Below are 14,875 nucleotides of genomic sequence, written 5' to 3'. Positions count from 1 at the left end.
AGTCACATATTTCCCATCAGCTTATCTTTGATGATTGCCAGGATTTCTCTTGGAATATATATCAGAAGTCTCCATGAACGGTATCTGGAAGGAATGGGATAAATTTCTCTGCATCCACATTTCTTTCCTATGGCCGTTCCCCGGAAAACATGAAAATTATTGGTGACAATGCCCACCGAATGATTCAGTCCGATCATTCCCAGACTGAACTTCAGATTCTCTGTTGTGCTGGTAGATTTCTCTTCCAGGATCAGTCGTTCTCTGTCAATTCCATGTTCCACAAGATAATTGCACATTGCCTGAGCTTCTGTGATAGATTCTCCGTCCCCTTTTCCTCCGGACAGAACAGCCTTAGTCTCGGGATTCTCTTCCATATACTGTAAAGCCCTCCTGGTACGTTCCAGAAGGGCTTTTGTAAGCCGGGTGCCTTCTACATGGGCACCAAGCACGATAATATATTCCAGATTTGGATGCTTACGCATTCTTACCGCAGCAATATTTATATTTCTTGCCGCTTCCGCAAGGACAAGGATCATTACGTCCGATTTTCTTTGCTTTGACAACTGTTCCTGATTTCTTCTGCTCAAGATAAAGTTCTTTTCTCTTCTCCGGTGTAAAGATCTCATCCCACTGTGGCAGTTCATACAGCCAGTCAGCTCTTGCATCTACCATATTCTTATAAAGAAGTTCTTTATCGAAGCACAGAGAAACCTTTGTGTTCTCATCCATTGTCTCAATCGGATTCGGAATCTTCAGACTGTCATTGATTCCATCAAGAAAACCAACCATTGTCAGAACTTCCTGTCCATATTTTTCAGCCAGTTCCTTAACTGTACCGGTTACTACCTCATCCGGGTTGCTAAGAAGCTGCTCATAAATTCCTTTTTCAATATTAAAATAATTTGCCCAAAATCTCTGAAGTTTATTACGGTCTGCCTGCTGGTCATAGGCGATGGCACGCCACTGCTCTAAGATTGTTTTATCGCTCATTTCCTTTAATCCTCTTTTCCAATATTTCATAGGTATTATGCCTGTGCGGAAACATATGGAAAATATTCCTTCCACAAGCTTTATTATTATATCATCTTTCAGTTAAAAATACAAATGATATTCTTTGTATTTTTAGTGAATTTTAAGTTACTGTTCACACACCACTATCCCGAGACATACAAGCCAAAATTCCATTGCCGCAGGCAATCTAGTACATCGTTTTCGAAATAACTATACCACTCACTTGTCTGCGAATCCGATTGCACAGGTCTAAAAGCCTCAGCGTAGCCCGCTACGCCTGCGTTTTTATACCAGCACACTCGAATCCGCATCCTACGCGATTGGTATAGTTATTTACGAAACGCTGTACTAGAATGAATTTTGGCTATGTTACTGAGAACGGAGTGAACAGTAACAATTTTAATTGACGCCCAGTTTCTCCAGTTCTGCTGCTGCCTGTTTAAAAGATTTAAACTGAATTGCATGGATTCCCTGTTTTCTGGCTGCCTCACAGTTCTCTGCTCTGTCATCCAGAAATACGGATTTCTCCGGGTCAAGATGGTAGCGTCCGAGCAGGGTTTTGTAAATTTCCGGTTCCGGTTTGATCTGCTTCACCTGACAGGAGAACACTGCTCCGTCTACATATTTAAGAAACGTAAGTTTATCCTCCGTTCTCTCCAGTGTGTCAGTTGCATAATTGGAAAGAATATAAACATGATATCCTTTATCTTTCAGATATCTCACCCAGGTTTCCGCATAATCTGTTTTCTCAATTGTCTCGTCAGAACGGCGCATTACCTCCCGGATATCCTTTTCGTACTCCGGTGCAGCTTTTACCATCTGATCTACATAATATTGCTCAGTCTCGCTGCTTCTGTCTCTCTCATTCCAGGTATTGCTCTGAAATACCACTTCCGCAATTTTATCACGCTCTTCCTTCGGAAAACCAAAACTGTCCAGATAGGTCTCCCAGTCATATTTTACAAGAACCTGTCCAACGTCAAAAATAATATTCTCCATATCCGAATCCACCACCTTTTTATTCCTGTTCAGTAATTTATAAACCATCCATATTGCATAAGCCATGATGGGAACCATGATCGCCACTGCAAGCGAGGCTTTAAAATAGACCTGCGAATCTTCTCCATTCCCGAATGCAAAAATCATCGGCATACAACATGCAAGAAGCAGGATTATGATTGCGATCCATGCCCCGATTTTTTTTATCTTATTATTATCTTTTTTCATAAGCCTCCAGTTATATAAAAGACACGCCGGAGAAATTCCCCGGCGTATAGTCTTATTTACCGTCTGCCGATCAGACAGATAAATTTATCTTTATTATTTATTTCTGTAGATGATATCGTCACGTCCCGGGCCATTGGAGATCATAGTAATCGGGAATCCGATATGTTTCTCAACGAACTCAACATACTTTCTGCAGTTCTCCGGCAGATCTTCATATTTTTTGATTCCGCGGATGTCGCATTTCCATCCCGGCAGAGTCTCCAGAACCGGTTTTGCTTTCTCAAGCAGTGTAGTTGTCGGAAATTCTGTTGTTACTTTTCCATCAATCTCATATCCTGTGCAGACCGGAATTTCATCCAGATATCCAAGAACATCAAGAACTGTGAAAGCAACATCTGTAGCTCCCTGAAGACGGCATCCGTATTTGGAAGCAACACAGTCAAACCATCCCATACGTCTTGGACGGCCTGTAGTAGCACCAAATTCACCGCCGTCACCGCCACGTCTTCTCAGTTCATCTGCTTCATCGCCAAAGATTTCAGAAACAAATGCACCTGCTCCTACTGCACTGGAGTATGCCTTGCATACAGTAACAATCTGTTTGATCTCATATGGTGGAAGACCTGCTCCTACTGCACCATATCCTGCCAGGGTAGAGGAAGATGTAACCATCGGATAAATTCCATGATCCGGGTCTTTCAGAGAACCAAGCTGTCCCTCAAGAAGAACTTCTTTACCTTCTTTTAATGCGTTCCACAGATACAGGGATACGTCACATACATATGGTTCAACCATTTTCTTATATTCCATAAGTTCAGCAAATAATTCATCCACATTAAGAAGCGGTTTGTGATATAAATGTTCAAGAAGAACATTCTTTGTCGCACATACACTTGCAAGTTTTTCTTTCAGATGTTCTTCATCAAAAAGTTCACTTACCTGGAAACCAATCTTTGCATATTTGTCTGAGTAGAACGGAGCAATACCTGACTTGGTAGATCCGAAAGATTTGCCGCCCAGACGTTCTTCCTCATACTGGTCAAAAAGAATATGGTATGGCATAACCATCTGTGCTCTCTCGGAGATAAGGATCTTCGGAGCCGGAACACCTCTGCTTACCACTTCATTGTACTCTTTGAAAAATACCGGGATATTCAGTGCAACACCGTTGCCGATCACACTTGTAGTATGATCATAAAACACACCTGACGGCAGAGTATGAAGGGCAAATTTACCATAGTTATTTACGATTGTATGACCTGCATTTGCACCACCCTGAAATCTTACGATAATATCAGCCTTCTCAGCGAGCATATCGGTAATCTTACCTTTACCTTCATCTCCCCAGTTAGCACCAACAACTGCTTTTACCATTATATAATTCCTCCTGTATTTACTGATTACTGTTTACCCGACCTTGCAGAATGACCTGCCGGATATCATCAGGAAACAGCAACGCTTATTATCTTTATATCAGATTCTGTAATATTCCAAACCGTTATGTTAAGTATTTACTGATCAGACATTGATCTCAGCTTTCACTCCCAGAAGTTCCTTATGGGAATCGAGGATCGGCTGAACTACTGTATTTACAAATCTCTCTGTCTGCTCTTTGGCACGTCCGATATATTTCTTCGGATCCATGGATCTCTGCAGATCTTCCAGAGAAAGGTTGAATGCAGGATCTGCTGCGATCAGTTCCAGCAGATTATTATCTTTGCCTTCTACCTTGACAGTCTTTCCGGCTTCCATGGAAAGCTCACGGATACGCTCATGAAGTTCCTGACGGTCACCGCCTGCTTTTACAGCATCCATCATGATATTCTCTGTAGCCATGAACGGAAGCTCTGCCATCATATGTTTCTCGATAACCTTCGGATAAACAACCAATCCATCTACAACATTAAGACAGAGGTCAAGGATTCCGTCAATAGCAAGGAAACCTTCCGGAATACTCAGACGCTTATTTGCAGAGTCATCCAGAGTTCTCTCAAACCACTGAGTTGCAGATGTGATCGCCGGGTTAAGGGCATCTACCATTACATATCTGGAAAGGGAAGCAATACGCTCACTTCTCATAGGATTTCTCTTATACGCCATTGCGGAGGAGCCGATCTGAGATTTCTCAAATGGTTCTTCTACTTCCTTCAGATGCTGAAGAAGGCGGATATCATTGGACATCTTGTGTGCACTTGCTGCAATTCCTGCAAGAATATTGGCAACACGTGTATCTACCTTACGGGAATAGGTCTGTCCGGATACCGGATAGCATTCCTTAAATCCCATCTTCTCTGCGATCATCGGATCAATCTTGTCGATAGTCTCCTGATCTCCGTCAAACAGTTCCAGAAAGCTTGCCTGTGTTCCGGTTGTACCTTTGGATCCCAGAAGCTTCATTGTTCCCAGAACATACTCCAGATCCTCCAGATCAAGCAGGAATTCCTGTGTCCAGAGTGTTGCACGCTTACCTACTGTAGTAGGCTGTGCAGGCTGAAAATGTGTAAATGCCAGAGTAGGCTGATCTTTATATTTATCAGCGAAAGCAGAAAGCTCGGCAATAACATTGACCAGTTTCTTCTTCACAAGCTTTAATGCTTCTGTCATTACAATAATGTCTGTATTATCACCTACATAACAGGAGGTTGCTCCCAGATGGATGATTCCTTTTGCTTTCGGGCACTGTACGCCATACGCATATACGTGAGACATAACATCATGACGCACCTGACGTTCACGTTCCTTTGCAACGTCATAATTGATATCCTCTGCATGTGCCTTCAGTTCATCAATCTGCTCCTGTGTAATGTTAAGGCCAAGCTCTTTCTCTGTCTCAGCAAGTGCGATCCAGAGTCTTCTCCATGTGCGGAATTTCATATCCGGGGAAAAAATATACTGCATTTCTTTGCTGGCATAACGTTCTGATAAAGGACTTACATATCTGTCTGTACTCATCTTCACTCTCCTGTTTTTTATAGGATATTATTTTTAATCCTTTTATTTCACTTCTGTACGTACGTTTTTCTCAACCACGTACGTTGAAATTATATAACATCATTCCTCTAAAAGCAACCACAAAAACCTTATCCCTGATGGAATTTACCAAGAAATTCTTTCATTCTCGCATGTTCTGATTCAAATACCTCTTTTGGACTCCCCTCAACTGCGATCAGTCCCTTATCCATAAAAATAATATGATCAGAGATATCTCTTGCAAATGTCATCTCATGAGTGACGATCACCATAGTGATGTGCTCTGCTGCCAGATCTTTGATTACCTTAAGAATTTCACTCGTAAGCTCCGGATCAAGGGCGGAAGTAGGCTCATCAAAAAACAGGATCTTCGGATTCATACATAATGCTCTGGCAATAGAGACACGCTGCTGTTGACCGCCGGAAAGCTGAAACGGATATGCATTCTCTCTGTCTGCAAGTCCCATCTGCTTTAACAGAGTTCTTGCCTGTGCATAAACCTCTTCTTTCTTTCTCTTCTGCACTCTGATCGGAGCATCTGTGATATTTTTCAGTACGGAAAAATGGGGGAAAAGATTAAAGTTCTGAAATACCAGTCCCACATCCCCCTGCTTGATGATCTCACCGCTGTCCGGTGTCTCAAGACCGGTGGCACAGCGGAGAAGTGTGGATTTACCGGAACCGGAAGGTCCGATAATACTAAGAACCTCACCCTCCTCTACCTGAAGTGAAATGTCTTTTAATACTTCAAGGCTGCCGAAGCTCTTCTTTATGTTTTTCATTTCAAATAATACCATAGCAAATATTCCTCTTAAATTAAATGATGTCAGAGTCAAAAAATATTTTATAACCCCAGCCGCCTGTCAGCGATAATAATTCAGTTTTTTCTCAATCTTATCCATTACAATCGCAACAAGAAGATTGAACACAAAATAGAAAACAGCAGCGATCACAAAAGGCATCATAGTCGTCTGTGCACTTGCAATCTGTTTTGCAATTGTAAACATCTCCGAAACAGCAACAACAAATGCCAGTGACGTATCTTTTACCAGTGTGATAACCTCATTTGTCACAGATGGAAGGATTCTCTTGATCACCTGCGGCAGGATGATCCTGAAAAATGTCTGGGCTTTGCTGTATCCCAGAATCTTTGCAGCCTCATACTGTCCCGCTGAGATAGATTCGATTCCTCCTCTGTAAATCTCCGCAAAATATGCAGCATAGTTAATACTGAATGCAATAAACACAGCGATCAGGCTGTATCCCATGGAAATACGGATTCCAAAAATAAAGTATGGTCCGAAATACACAACCATCAATTGCAGCATTAACGGGGTTCCACGCATAACTGATATGTAGGCAGACACAATTCCACGTATCGCCGGATTCTTGGACATTCTGCCAAAGCAGATCAGAAGTCCCAGCGGAAGTGAAAAAAGTAATGTCACTACAAAAATCTCTACAGAAACTACCATACCACTGGCAAGCTGCTGCAGCATTACACTTAAAGACATAAGCTTTCCTCCTGAAAAATTTCTCCTGTACAGTAAGAAAAGAGGGTGCACAAAATGTACCCTCCATTCCTTTATAATGCGGACAGCCTGCACAGATCTGTCCTCTTGTATCATAACTGTTTTTGTTCCGGCTGACTATTCAGCATCTTTCGCTGTATCAGCTGTATCTTCTTTTGCTGTGTCTGCATCGGAAGCATCATCCTCTGCTGCATCATCTTTTTTATCATCAGATTTCTCATCATCTCCAATGCAGAGCATATCTGCTACTTCATACTTCTCAGCAAGTTTATCAACTTCACCTGCATCATAAAGTTTCAGAACTTCTTCCCATACAGTATCTTTCAGCTCATCGTTACCCTTCTTAAAGCCGATTCCATACTCTTCGCTCTGGATTGGCTCGTCAAGGATCACATATTTGCCTTCTTCTCTCTGGGAAAGCTGATATTTGGCAACACCGATATCTACTGCGATGGCATCTGCAGCGCCGGAATCCAGATTCATGAATGCTGTATTGTAATCAGGATTCTCTGTCAGTGATGCAAAGCTTGCTGTAAGATCCTTATTATCATCGCTGTTTAATGCATCCAGTGCTGCGGAAGCGGCCTGAACTACTACATTCTTGCCTGCCAGGTCATCCAACTTCTCAATCCCTGAATCGGCTGCAACAACCATCACCTGCTCATTGTTCAGATATGGATCTGACCATGTATAGTCATCCTCACGTCCGTTAATGGTAAATCCGTTCCAGATACAGTCAATAGAACCAGAATTCAGTTCCATATCCTTGGAATCCCAGTTGATCGGTTTCTTTACAAGTTCCCATCCGAGATTGTCGCATACTTCCTGTGCAAGGTCAAGGTCAAAACCAACATACTCTCCATTATCGTCTTTATATCCGAAAGGAGGATACTGTGCATCAAATCCTACAGTTAATGTCTTACTGTCAGCATCTGCATATACAGAAACAACACCCGTCATCATAGAAGCTGCCATTACTCCTGCCATGAGTACTGCTAAAGATCTCTTTTTCATGATAAATATCTCCTCTTTATCTGTTTTGTTATTTATCACACAGCCACTCTACCATGTGAAAGTATGTGTTAATCCTATCACACACCTCCGCCTCTGTCAAGAGTAAGTTATGAACCTGTACTTCTGTGATAATCTTTCATAAGTCTCTCCAGAAGGGCATCCAGATTTTTTTCATCTGTTTTCTCTTCCGGTACAGACTCGAAAGCTTTCATAGACTGCCTGATTTCTTCTTTTATATCTTTCTTCAGTTCTTCATCTACTTCAAGTTCTTCCATAACCTTATCATAATCTGTCTTATCATGAACACTGCTGTATGCTATGATATAAGCTTTTAAGGCATCTTTTGAATGTGCTTCTCTGTATGCTTCCAGAAAACATTCCTGTGCTTTTTCCATCTGAAAAAGATAACTGTATGCACAGCCAAGATTATAGCGCACTGAAGCTGCGAATCCTTTTCTCTGCTCAGACAGATCCTCTCTTTCCAGGAGTTTCTGGTATACCCGGATGGCGTTCACATACATTCCGTTTTCTGTCAGTGCATCTCCCTTTCTCTTCTGACGGACTGCCGCTTTTTCTTTTCCATAAGTCACAATCCTGCTGTTAAAGCCTTTCATCTCCTCATAGGTAAGGTAATTGATCTCCTTGAAAACAGGATAGATCATCTCTTCCACACTTACATTTCTCTCCAGATTCTGTTTCAGCTTTGCAGCCAGATGCACAAGTTCAAGCTCATCTCTGAGCCAGTTGCATAATTCTTCATTAAAAACAGTATGATCAGCAAGGTAAAGATTGTGGTACAGATAATAACAGAGTTCTTCTATAGAATAAATATTCATACTGATATTCTCTATAAAATAAGGACGCTGTGCTTTTTTTGTCTGACATAAAATATATCCGCTCATTGCTCCATCTCCTTTACCATTCTACTGTCTCTGTCCAGGTTTTCCCACTGGAAGGGAACATTTCTCCGAATCCCAGATCTGTAACCGTCACTTTACATTCTGTAGATGAGATATACTGTAATTCCAGCCGTAATCTGGTAGTCTTGTCCGGACGCAACGGAATACCGGGCAGCATCATTCCTACCCTTCTTTTCTCCGGTCTGTGGTACGTGCTTACAATAAACACAAGCTCCTCTGTATCATCAAGAATAAATTCACAGGATGCCTTACTGTCATACCAGTTATTTCCTGCCTCGATCAGCGGATAATAGGTAGGAGAACCCATCACTCTCATTTCCATCCCCACATCAGCCATAACCAGAGAATCGCTTAAAAAGCGATATCCCTTTAATGCCTTGTTTTCTGTTTTCTCTTTTCCTGCAGCGCAGGCACCCTTTGCAAAAAGATTATTTCCATAGAAAACCTTTCTTTTCTGATAACAAAGTAACCTTACAGACTGCTCTGCCCAGTCCTGTGAAAATCCATCTCCTGTGATCTGAATGCTGGAAAACAGATCTCTGCCAAGTGTTTTCTGGACAAACTTACCGAATTCTGAATCTCTCTCCTGTCCCTCAGCAGGAAGTTCTGTCTCCACAGCTTCTTCCAGTTTTACAGTGACAGGCTTTGTTGCACTGTTCATTGTCATCTTGCGAAAAGACACGTTCTCCGGTGTAAAGGCATACCATCCCACACTGCGGTTCCAGGTTTCTCTTTTCTGTGAGAGCACATAATAATAGAAGCTTTCCCCATAATCCAGCAGCATATATTTCTCATGTGGAAATCCAATTATCTCAAATGCTTTCTGGAAATTCTCAACCTGAATTTCCGTCAGTCCAGGCAGTGTCACCGCCACACATTTAGTATTTTTGACCAGTTCTGCCACTCCCAGAAATTTAAGCATTCCCTGCAGAAACTGAGCCAGGATCTCCCATGGTGCAAGTTCCTGTCCTTCCACCAGCACAGAATCACTTTTTTCACAGATTCCATAGACATCATCGATCATGACCCCGCCCTTTTCCCGGACAAAGTAATCTGCTTCCAGTCCTACGCAATAGTCTTTCTGCTCCGGTCTCCAGCACAGAATACAGGGAGCCTCATACTGATTTCCACCCGCTTTCATAGAAAGAGAACGTGCCTCGTCTCCTTTTCTGTCATAATAACATATCTGAGAATACTCTTTGCCAAAATCAATTCCCACGATCAAATCACGAATTTCGTTCATTTGTTCCTCCCGGTTTCAGGACAATCTGTTCCTGCTCTTCTTTCTCGATCACAAACATCTTCTTCACATATTGTTCCTGGCGAAGATACTTCTTCACCTGTGAAAACACTTCTTTCTTTTTATCCAGTCTGCGTGCAGAGAGCATCTGATTGATCATATGATATTTGCTTACAGGTGTACCCTCAATCTTATTCATTGTAAGTACCCTCTCCTGTGTCCGATTTACCCGCTCTCCTGTTACTGATTCAAAATAGTACCGCAATGTCTCCCCGTAGAACAATGTAAATGATTTTGCAAAAATACCTTCATATAAATCACGCAGAGGCTCTGTCTGATATTTCACCTGATTTCCGAGGCCTGCATCCAGTGCATAATAGAGTGTCACCTTTGCAGACGGATCTGCATGGTATTCCACAAAGGTTTTATCATCCAGCTGATAGGGACTTAAGACAGATACCGGAAGTTTCCCGAAGAACGCAAAGTACCTTCCCTGTTTCACACATTTCTGAAGAATCTCCTCTGCATTGCAAAGCTGTTTTTTCTCCAGTTTTTTTTCTTTGGAATACGCTTCCAAAAGAGCAAGACTGCATACAAAATCAACCGGCCATTTCTCATCATAAGCCCGCTCCAGCAGACTTCTTACAAAAACACTCATCGGATATTCTTTTACAAATGCACCATATGCAGTCTGCGTAAGATATGCTCCTGTAATACGTTCCTTTCCGCTGTGATGAACATAATCCTCCAGGATCTTCTCTCCCTCTTTCCTGTAATCAGAAGTAAACATCAGAAGGCCAAGAAGCTTCTCTTCCAGTTCATAAGTATCCATCTCAAAGCCCTGCGCACTTTTCCATACAGATATCAGTTCATCTACAGGACCAAATCTGTATTCCATAAGATACTTCAGGATCACTTCATCATATTTTCCGCGTCTGTATACATCCGATGCAAGGGCAAGCAATTCGTCATCCTCCTCCATCTCACATCTTGTCAGCATTCTGCTGGTCAGCTTCAGCTGGCTCTCTATGCGGATTCCTTCATATCCGAATTGGGAAACAATGGACATTGCCTGCTGATACATTCCTCTGGAGATCAGTACTTCCAGAAGAGCTGTTCTGTCTACAGCCGCATATTTCTTATAATCCATCTGTCTCAGATAATTATCTGCTTCTTCTGCTCTGGTGTGTTCGGAATAATAAGAAAGCAGCTTCTCTCTGATACATTTCTGATATTCATCTGAAAATTCCTCTGACTCCGGGATCCTCTGGAATGCCTGAAGATTCTCCGGTTTCAGTTCTGTATGCTCACTGCAGTGAAGTACCAGTCCCGGCTCTTCAATATGAAAACCAAGAACCTTATCTGTCAGTTCACGCTCATCGAATAATTTCTTGATATTATAATCTACTGTTGATACATATCTTCTCTGCTTCCCATCCTGAAACAGGATCACCGCATCATCTGTATAAATTCTTGGATAAGCTACGCCCTGGATACATGGGTAAATTTCTTCTTCCCTGAGCTGTTCATGGCGCACGATCACATAGCGTATCTTCTTATCATCACAGTACAGTCTGTGTGTAAACAGCTTCTGCACGAGCAGTTTTGCCTGTCCTTCTGTCTTGGGATTGCTTAAAAATTCCTGATAAAGGACCGCATAATTCTCATTCATCCGTCCTTCTTTCGCCTTGCGCATGGCAAAAATCTTCATATGATCCCTGTAATCCGCATATGTCTGTGGCTGACGGCCTCTGTTTCCCACAATACTTGCATAAATAAATGCCTTTTTATCATCTGCAAGAGAAGTATTATTATAGGTAAAATACATCAGAAGGGGCTTTGGAAGTTCTCTCTGATAAGATGTATCCATTGTTTCCACATAATATTCATATATCCTTGTCAGACGGATCCCTTTCTCCACTGCCAGGGAAAACCATCTAAAATATTCCGGTTTTCTCGGATTTCCAAGCATGATATATCTGCAGATTGCTTCCAGCGTATCATCGGATTCAAAAGCATCGTATCCCATTGCCAGTGCTCTGTACATACTGGTACAAAATTCTCTCTCATACCCTGTAAGATAGGCAAATCTCATCACCAGCTCTTCTGTCAGAAGACCTTTCTCTCCCGCAAATAAAAATACCTGTGTCCAGAAACTGCTCATTCTGTGAAGAAGTGTTGTATCACTGCTGATATAATTCCATGCTTCCAGATACAGAAACGGACTCCTGCAGCCTTTCTCAAAAAGTTCCTCCATCATAAATACCAGCCTTGAAGGGGAACCCTTATCCTCCGGATTCATCTCCAGCCAGAGTTTGAACAACAGGAAACTGTCTTCCTTCTGCAGAAAGAAATTGTACAGACGTCTTATCGCCTGTTCTCTGTCTTTGTGCAATCCTGTAAGAACGCAGAGATAAAGGTAAGCACCTGCCAGTTCCAGATTCTCTCTGACAAAGTTCTGATGTTTAAATTTCTTCAGAATTTCTCTTGCCTGCTCATCCTTTTCTTCCATATGAAGAATGTATGCTTCATACATCTGATATTCCGGATAATCACAGCCTTCTTCCCTTAACTGATTAAGGACAAATCTGCTGCTGCCGATCCATGTCTTACTGTCCATTCTTTTGCAGGAGTATTCTGCAAGGTCACGTAACAGTTCCAGCTTATGCCGTTTCACATGAATCTCTGTTTTGAGCTGCACTTTCGATTCCATGGATGCAGTGATCTGATAAGTCAGCTGCTGATAAGGACTCTTCACAGTGATTTCACCAAACTGACGTCCTTTTTTCAGCTTTTCTTTACGGATTACATATTCCACCTGATAATAGCTTCCTATAAAATCCTCATCTGTGACCACATGCCTGGAAACTTCCAGAAAATCGCCTTTCGCCTCTACCTCCAGCCTGAGATGTCCCCATCCGCTCCTCTGGACTGCAAAAGTTTCGCGGACAGATTCACTGATATCATAAAAGCTGTTCTGATCTGCCTTCAGTTCAATTTTTACAGGATCCTTTTTTCCCGTTCCGATCAGAAACTCTTCTACATGCTGAAATGTCACAGGCTGTTTTGAGAGTCCCTTATAAAGAGCTTTCTCTTTCTGTCCGGCATTTCTTAACAGAAGTTCAAATCTGCGGTCTGTAAAAACACGATATGCTTCTTTAAAATCGTCCTTTGCAATATTCACAAAGGTATCCATATCCGGCACATCTCCGGCTACACTTTTCAGTTCTGCTTTCTCTGTCTGAATAAGAAATGGCAGCTTATATTCTCCAATGTCTGTGGTGAAACAAAGCCATCCCTCATGTCTCTCACCCGGGTGCATCCCCGCACCGTCAATTCCATACTGCAGTCTCACCGTAGTTCCCGAAAATTTCTCGGTTCCCGGTACCACGCGCCTGTTGGAAGATGTAATATATCCACGTATTTTCTGATTATCCTCTGTTCCGAAATACAGTTCCCCTTTGTACACATCACCTGCTTTCAGAGTCACTTCTATTTTGTCCTGCGAAAAAAGGAGCTGCGGATGTTCATGTCTGAAATTTCCACTTAATAGTTCTTCTATCGTCTTTTTCAAAATTGTTCACCTTATATCCTTGCTTAAATTACAGAGCTACTGTTCACAAGCCTATTACATTTAATTATACACCACAAAACACATCCGCGCAACAATCCGCTCTTCAGCTTTTTCGTTACTGTTCACTCCGTTCACAGTAACGTAGCCAAAATTCATTCCAGATTGCCTGCGGCAATGGAATTTTGGCTTGTATGTCTCGGGATTTTGGCATATTCATGCCAAAACACCTCGCGGGATAGTGGCGTGTGAACAGTAACGCTTTTTCTCCTTAATTTAATATTGCGCACAGTTAAATTGTCTTATATAATAAAATATATCTTATGATTAGAGCAGATAATTTCTTCATTGTACATTATTTATCAGAAATAAGTATCTGCTCATAAAGAACGGAGGTGCTCTATGAAAAAATTAAAAGTATTTTCTATCTCAGCAATTCTTATTGCTATCTGTTGCTCTTTTTTATTTTCAGCTTCAGTATCCGCAGCATCAAAAAAACGTAACAAATTTGACCACAAACCCAGCGGAAACATTTATTACTATGATGAAAACGGACATACTGTAAAGGGACTTGTCACGATCCGCGGAAAGAAATATTATTTTAATGAAAAGGGAATCCAGCAAAACGGCTGGCAGAAGATCAAGGGAGATTATTATTTCTTCCAGATCCGCAACGGCTGTTATGCCTCCATGGTAACTTCCCGGCGTGTAAATGGTATTTATCTTACCAAAAGTGGAGAAGCACGCTATAACAGTGAAGAAAAAAGAAAACTGAACCTTATGGTCACAGCTAACCAGGTCATGCGTCGTGTGACCAAAAGAAATATGTCCAAACCAGAGAAATTATGGAGATGTTATCTGAAGGCAGTCAGCTACGGATACGGTGGCACCGGCAATGACTACGATTTCCGTTACTATTACTCAAACTGGGATGTCAGCTATGCGGAGGATATGTTCTACCGGGGGCATGGCGACTGTTTCGCTTTTGCATCTGCATTTGCTTACCTGGCTAACGCAGTCGGATTTGAAGCCAAGGTTATCTCATCAGGCGGTCATGGATGGGCTGAGATCAAAGGAGAAGTCTGCGATCCGAACTGGGCAAAAGGCACAGGACATATCGAAAGATATTACCGTATGAGTTATGATCTCAGTGGTGTAGACGGACGTCCCTATTATAGAGGAAACAGGGCGTATGTAATTACAATCTGATCTCATCCGGACATTTTCTGACATATCAGGCAGATAAAACTATACGCTTCGCTGCCTGATTTATAGTAATCCTCTAAAATAACGCATCTTAATCCAAAAAGTTCCGGGTATCTGTATCTGCCAGATGTCCCGGAACTATTACTGTTCACTCCGTTCGTTACTGTTCACTCCGTTCACAGTA

General features: G+C 42.0%; 12 protein-coding genes. 1 reads left to right on the top strand and 11 read right to left on the bottom strand.

Going from position 1 to position 14,875, the window contains the following annotated elements:
- Positions 1-2: 2 nt before the first annotated feature.
- The 11 genes from LI074_RS02495 to LI074_RS02445 form a co-directional block, all read right to left on the bottom strand.
- Positions 3-482 carry a YdcF family protein gene (locus LI074_RS02495; protein ID WP_025577363.1) on the bottom strand — a complete coding sequence of 160 codons (480 nt, stop codon included), beginning with the start codon at positions 480-482 and terminating at the stop codon, positions 3-5.
- Positions 475-990 carry an SEC-C metal-binding domain-containing protein gene (locus LI074_RS02490; protein ID WP_055057400.1) on the bottom strand — a complete coding sequence of 172 codons (516 nt, stop codon included), beginning with the start codon at positions 988-990 and terminating at the stop codon, positions 475-477. Before LI074_RS02490 ends, LI074_RS02495 begins: the two co-directional genes overlap by 8 nt.
- Positions 991-1,410: 420 nt before the next feature.
- Positions 1,411-2,238 carry an HAD family hydrolase gene (locus tag LI074_RS02485; RefSeq protein WP_022380911.1) on the bottom strand — a complete coding sequence of 276 codons (828 nt, stop codon included), beginning with the start codon at positions 2,236-2,238 and terminating at the stop codon, positions 1,411-1,413.
- Positions 2,239-2,331: 93 nt separating this feature from the next.
- Positions 2,332-3,612, bottom strand: coding sequence for an adenylosuccinate synthase (locus LI074_RS02480; protein ID WP_022380910.1), 1,281 nt, complete (start codon positions 3,610-3,612; stop codon positions 2,332-2,334).
- Positions 3,613-3,756: 144 nt separating this feature from the next.
- Positions 3,757-5,190: an adenylosuccinate lyase gene (gene purB, locus LI074_RS02475; protein WP_020994086.1), complete on the bottom strand. Its 1,434-nt coding sequence runs from the start codon at positions 5,188-5,190 to the stop codon at positions 3,757-3,759.
- A gap of 128 nt (positions 5,191-5,318) precedes the next feature.
- On the bottom strand, positions 5,319-6,005 hold the full coding sequence (locus LI074_RS02470) for an amino acid ABC transporter ATP-binding protein (protein WP_008704195.1): 687 nt from the start codon (positions 6,003-6,005) through the stop codon (positions 5,319-5,321).
- A gap of 66 nt (positions 6,006-6,071) precedes the next feature.
- Positions 6,072-6,722 (bottom strand): amino acid ABC transporter permease, encoded by a 651-nt coding sequence (locus LI074_RS02465; protein WP_020994087.1) that lies wholly within the window; start codon positions 6,720-6,722, stop codon positions 6,072-6,074.
- Positions 6,723-6,857: 135 nt separating this feature from the next.
- Entirely contained in the window at positions 6,858-7,754 is an 897-nt protein-coding gene (locus LI074_RS02460) for an amino acid ABC transporter substrate-binding protein (RefSeq protein ID WP_022380908.1), read from the bottom strand.
- 107 nt (positions 7,755-7,861) lie between these two features.
- The gene (locus tag LI074_RS02455) at positions 7,862-8,656 is read right to left on the bottom strand and encodes a hypothetical protein (protein WP_055052508.1); all 795 of its coding nucleotides are present in this window, start codon (positions 8,654-8,656) and stop codon (positions 7,862-7,864) included.
- A 13-nt stretch (positions 8,657-8,669) separates the two neighbouring features.
- Entirely contained in the window at positions 8,670-9,917 is a 1,248-nt protein-coding gene (locus LI074_RS02450; RefSeq protein WP_055057401.1) for a DUF5716 family protein, read from the bottom strand.
- A complete protein-coding gene (locus tag LI074_RS02445) occupies positions 9,901-13,488 on the bottom strand; it encodes a DUF5717 family protein (protein WP_226839505.1) in 3,588 nt (1,195 codons plus the stop codon). The genes LI074_RS02450 and LI074_RS02445 overlap by 17 nt, the downstream gene beginning before the upstream one ends.
- 399 nt (positions 13,489-13,887) lie before the next feature.
- Between LI074_RS02445 and LI074_RS02440 the strand changes: the two genes are divergently transcribed.
- Positions 13,888-14,694: a transglutaminase domain-containing protein gene (locus LI074_RS02440; RefSeq protein WP_025579600.1), complete on the top strand. Its 807-nt coding sequence runs from the start codon at positions 13,888-13,890 to the stop codon at positions 14,692-14,694.
- Positions 14,695-14,875: the final 181 nt, after the last annotated feature.

Origin of the sequence: Blautia sp. MSK18_10 (genome assembly GCF_020553185.1) — a bacterium.
Classification (GTDB): Bacteria; Bacillota; Clostridia; order Lachnospirales; family Lachnospiraceae; genus Blautia_A; species Blautia_A wexlerae.
The sequence above is the reverse complement of the archived record's forward strand: the minus strand, read 5'-3'. Positions and strand labels throughout refer to the sequence as shown.

What these genes read in the sequence shown, in the direction of transcription:
- LI074_RS02495 (WP_025577363.1), bottom strand. Translation starts at nt 482, where the DNA reads ATGCGTAAGCATCCAAATCTGGAATATATTATCGTGCTTGGTGCCCAT.
- LI074_RS02490 (WP_055057400.1), bottom strand. Translation starts at nt 990, where the DNA reads ATGAGCGATAAAACAATCTTAGAGCAGTGGCGTGCCATCGCCTATGAC.
- LI074_RS02485 (WP_022380911.1), bottom strand. Translation starts at nt 2,238, where the DNA reads ATGAAAAAAGATAATAATAAGATAAAAAAAATCGGGGCATGGATCGCA.
- LI074_RS02480 (WP_022380910.1), bottom strand. Translation starts at nt 3,612, where the DNA reads ATGGTAAAAGCAGTTGTTGGTGCTAACTGGGGAGATGAAGGTAAAGGT.
- purB (WP_020994086.1), bottom strand. Translation starts at nt 5,190, where the DNA reads ATGAGTACAGACAGATATGTAAGTCCTTTATCAGAACGTTATGCCAGC.
- LI074_RS02470 (WP_008704195.1), bottom strand. Translation starts at nt 6,005, where the DNA reads ATGGTATTATTTGAAATGAAAAACATAAAGAAGAGCTTCGGCAGCCTT.
- LI074_RS02465 (WP_020994087.1), bottom strand. Translation starts at nt 6,722, where the DNA reads ATGTCTTTAAGTGTAATGCTGCAGCAGCTTGCCAGTGGTATGGTAGTT.
- LI074_RS02460 (WP_022380908.1), bottom strand. Translation starts at nt 7,754, where the DNA reads ATGAAAAAGAGATCTTTAGCAGTACTCATGGCAGGAGTAATGGCAGCT.
- LI074_RS02455 (WP_055052508.1), bottom strand. Translation starts at nt 8,656, where the DNA reads ATGAGCGGATATATTTTATGTCAGACAAAAAAAGCACAGCGTCCTTAT.
- LI074_RS02450 (WP_055057401.1), bottom strand. Translation starts at nt 9,917, where the DNA reads ATGAACGAAATTCGTGATTTGATCGTGGGAATTGATTTTGGCAAAGAG.
- LI074_RS02440 (WP_025579600.1), top strand. Translation starts at nt 13,888, where the DNA reads ATGAAAAAATTAAAAGTATTTTCTATCTCAGCAATTCTTATTGCTATC.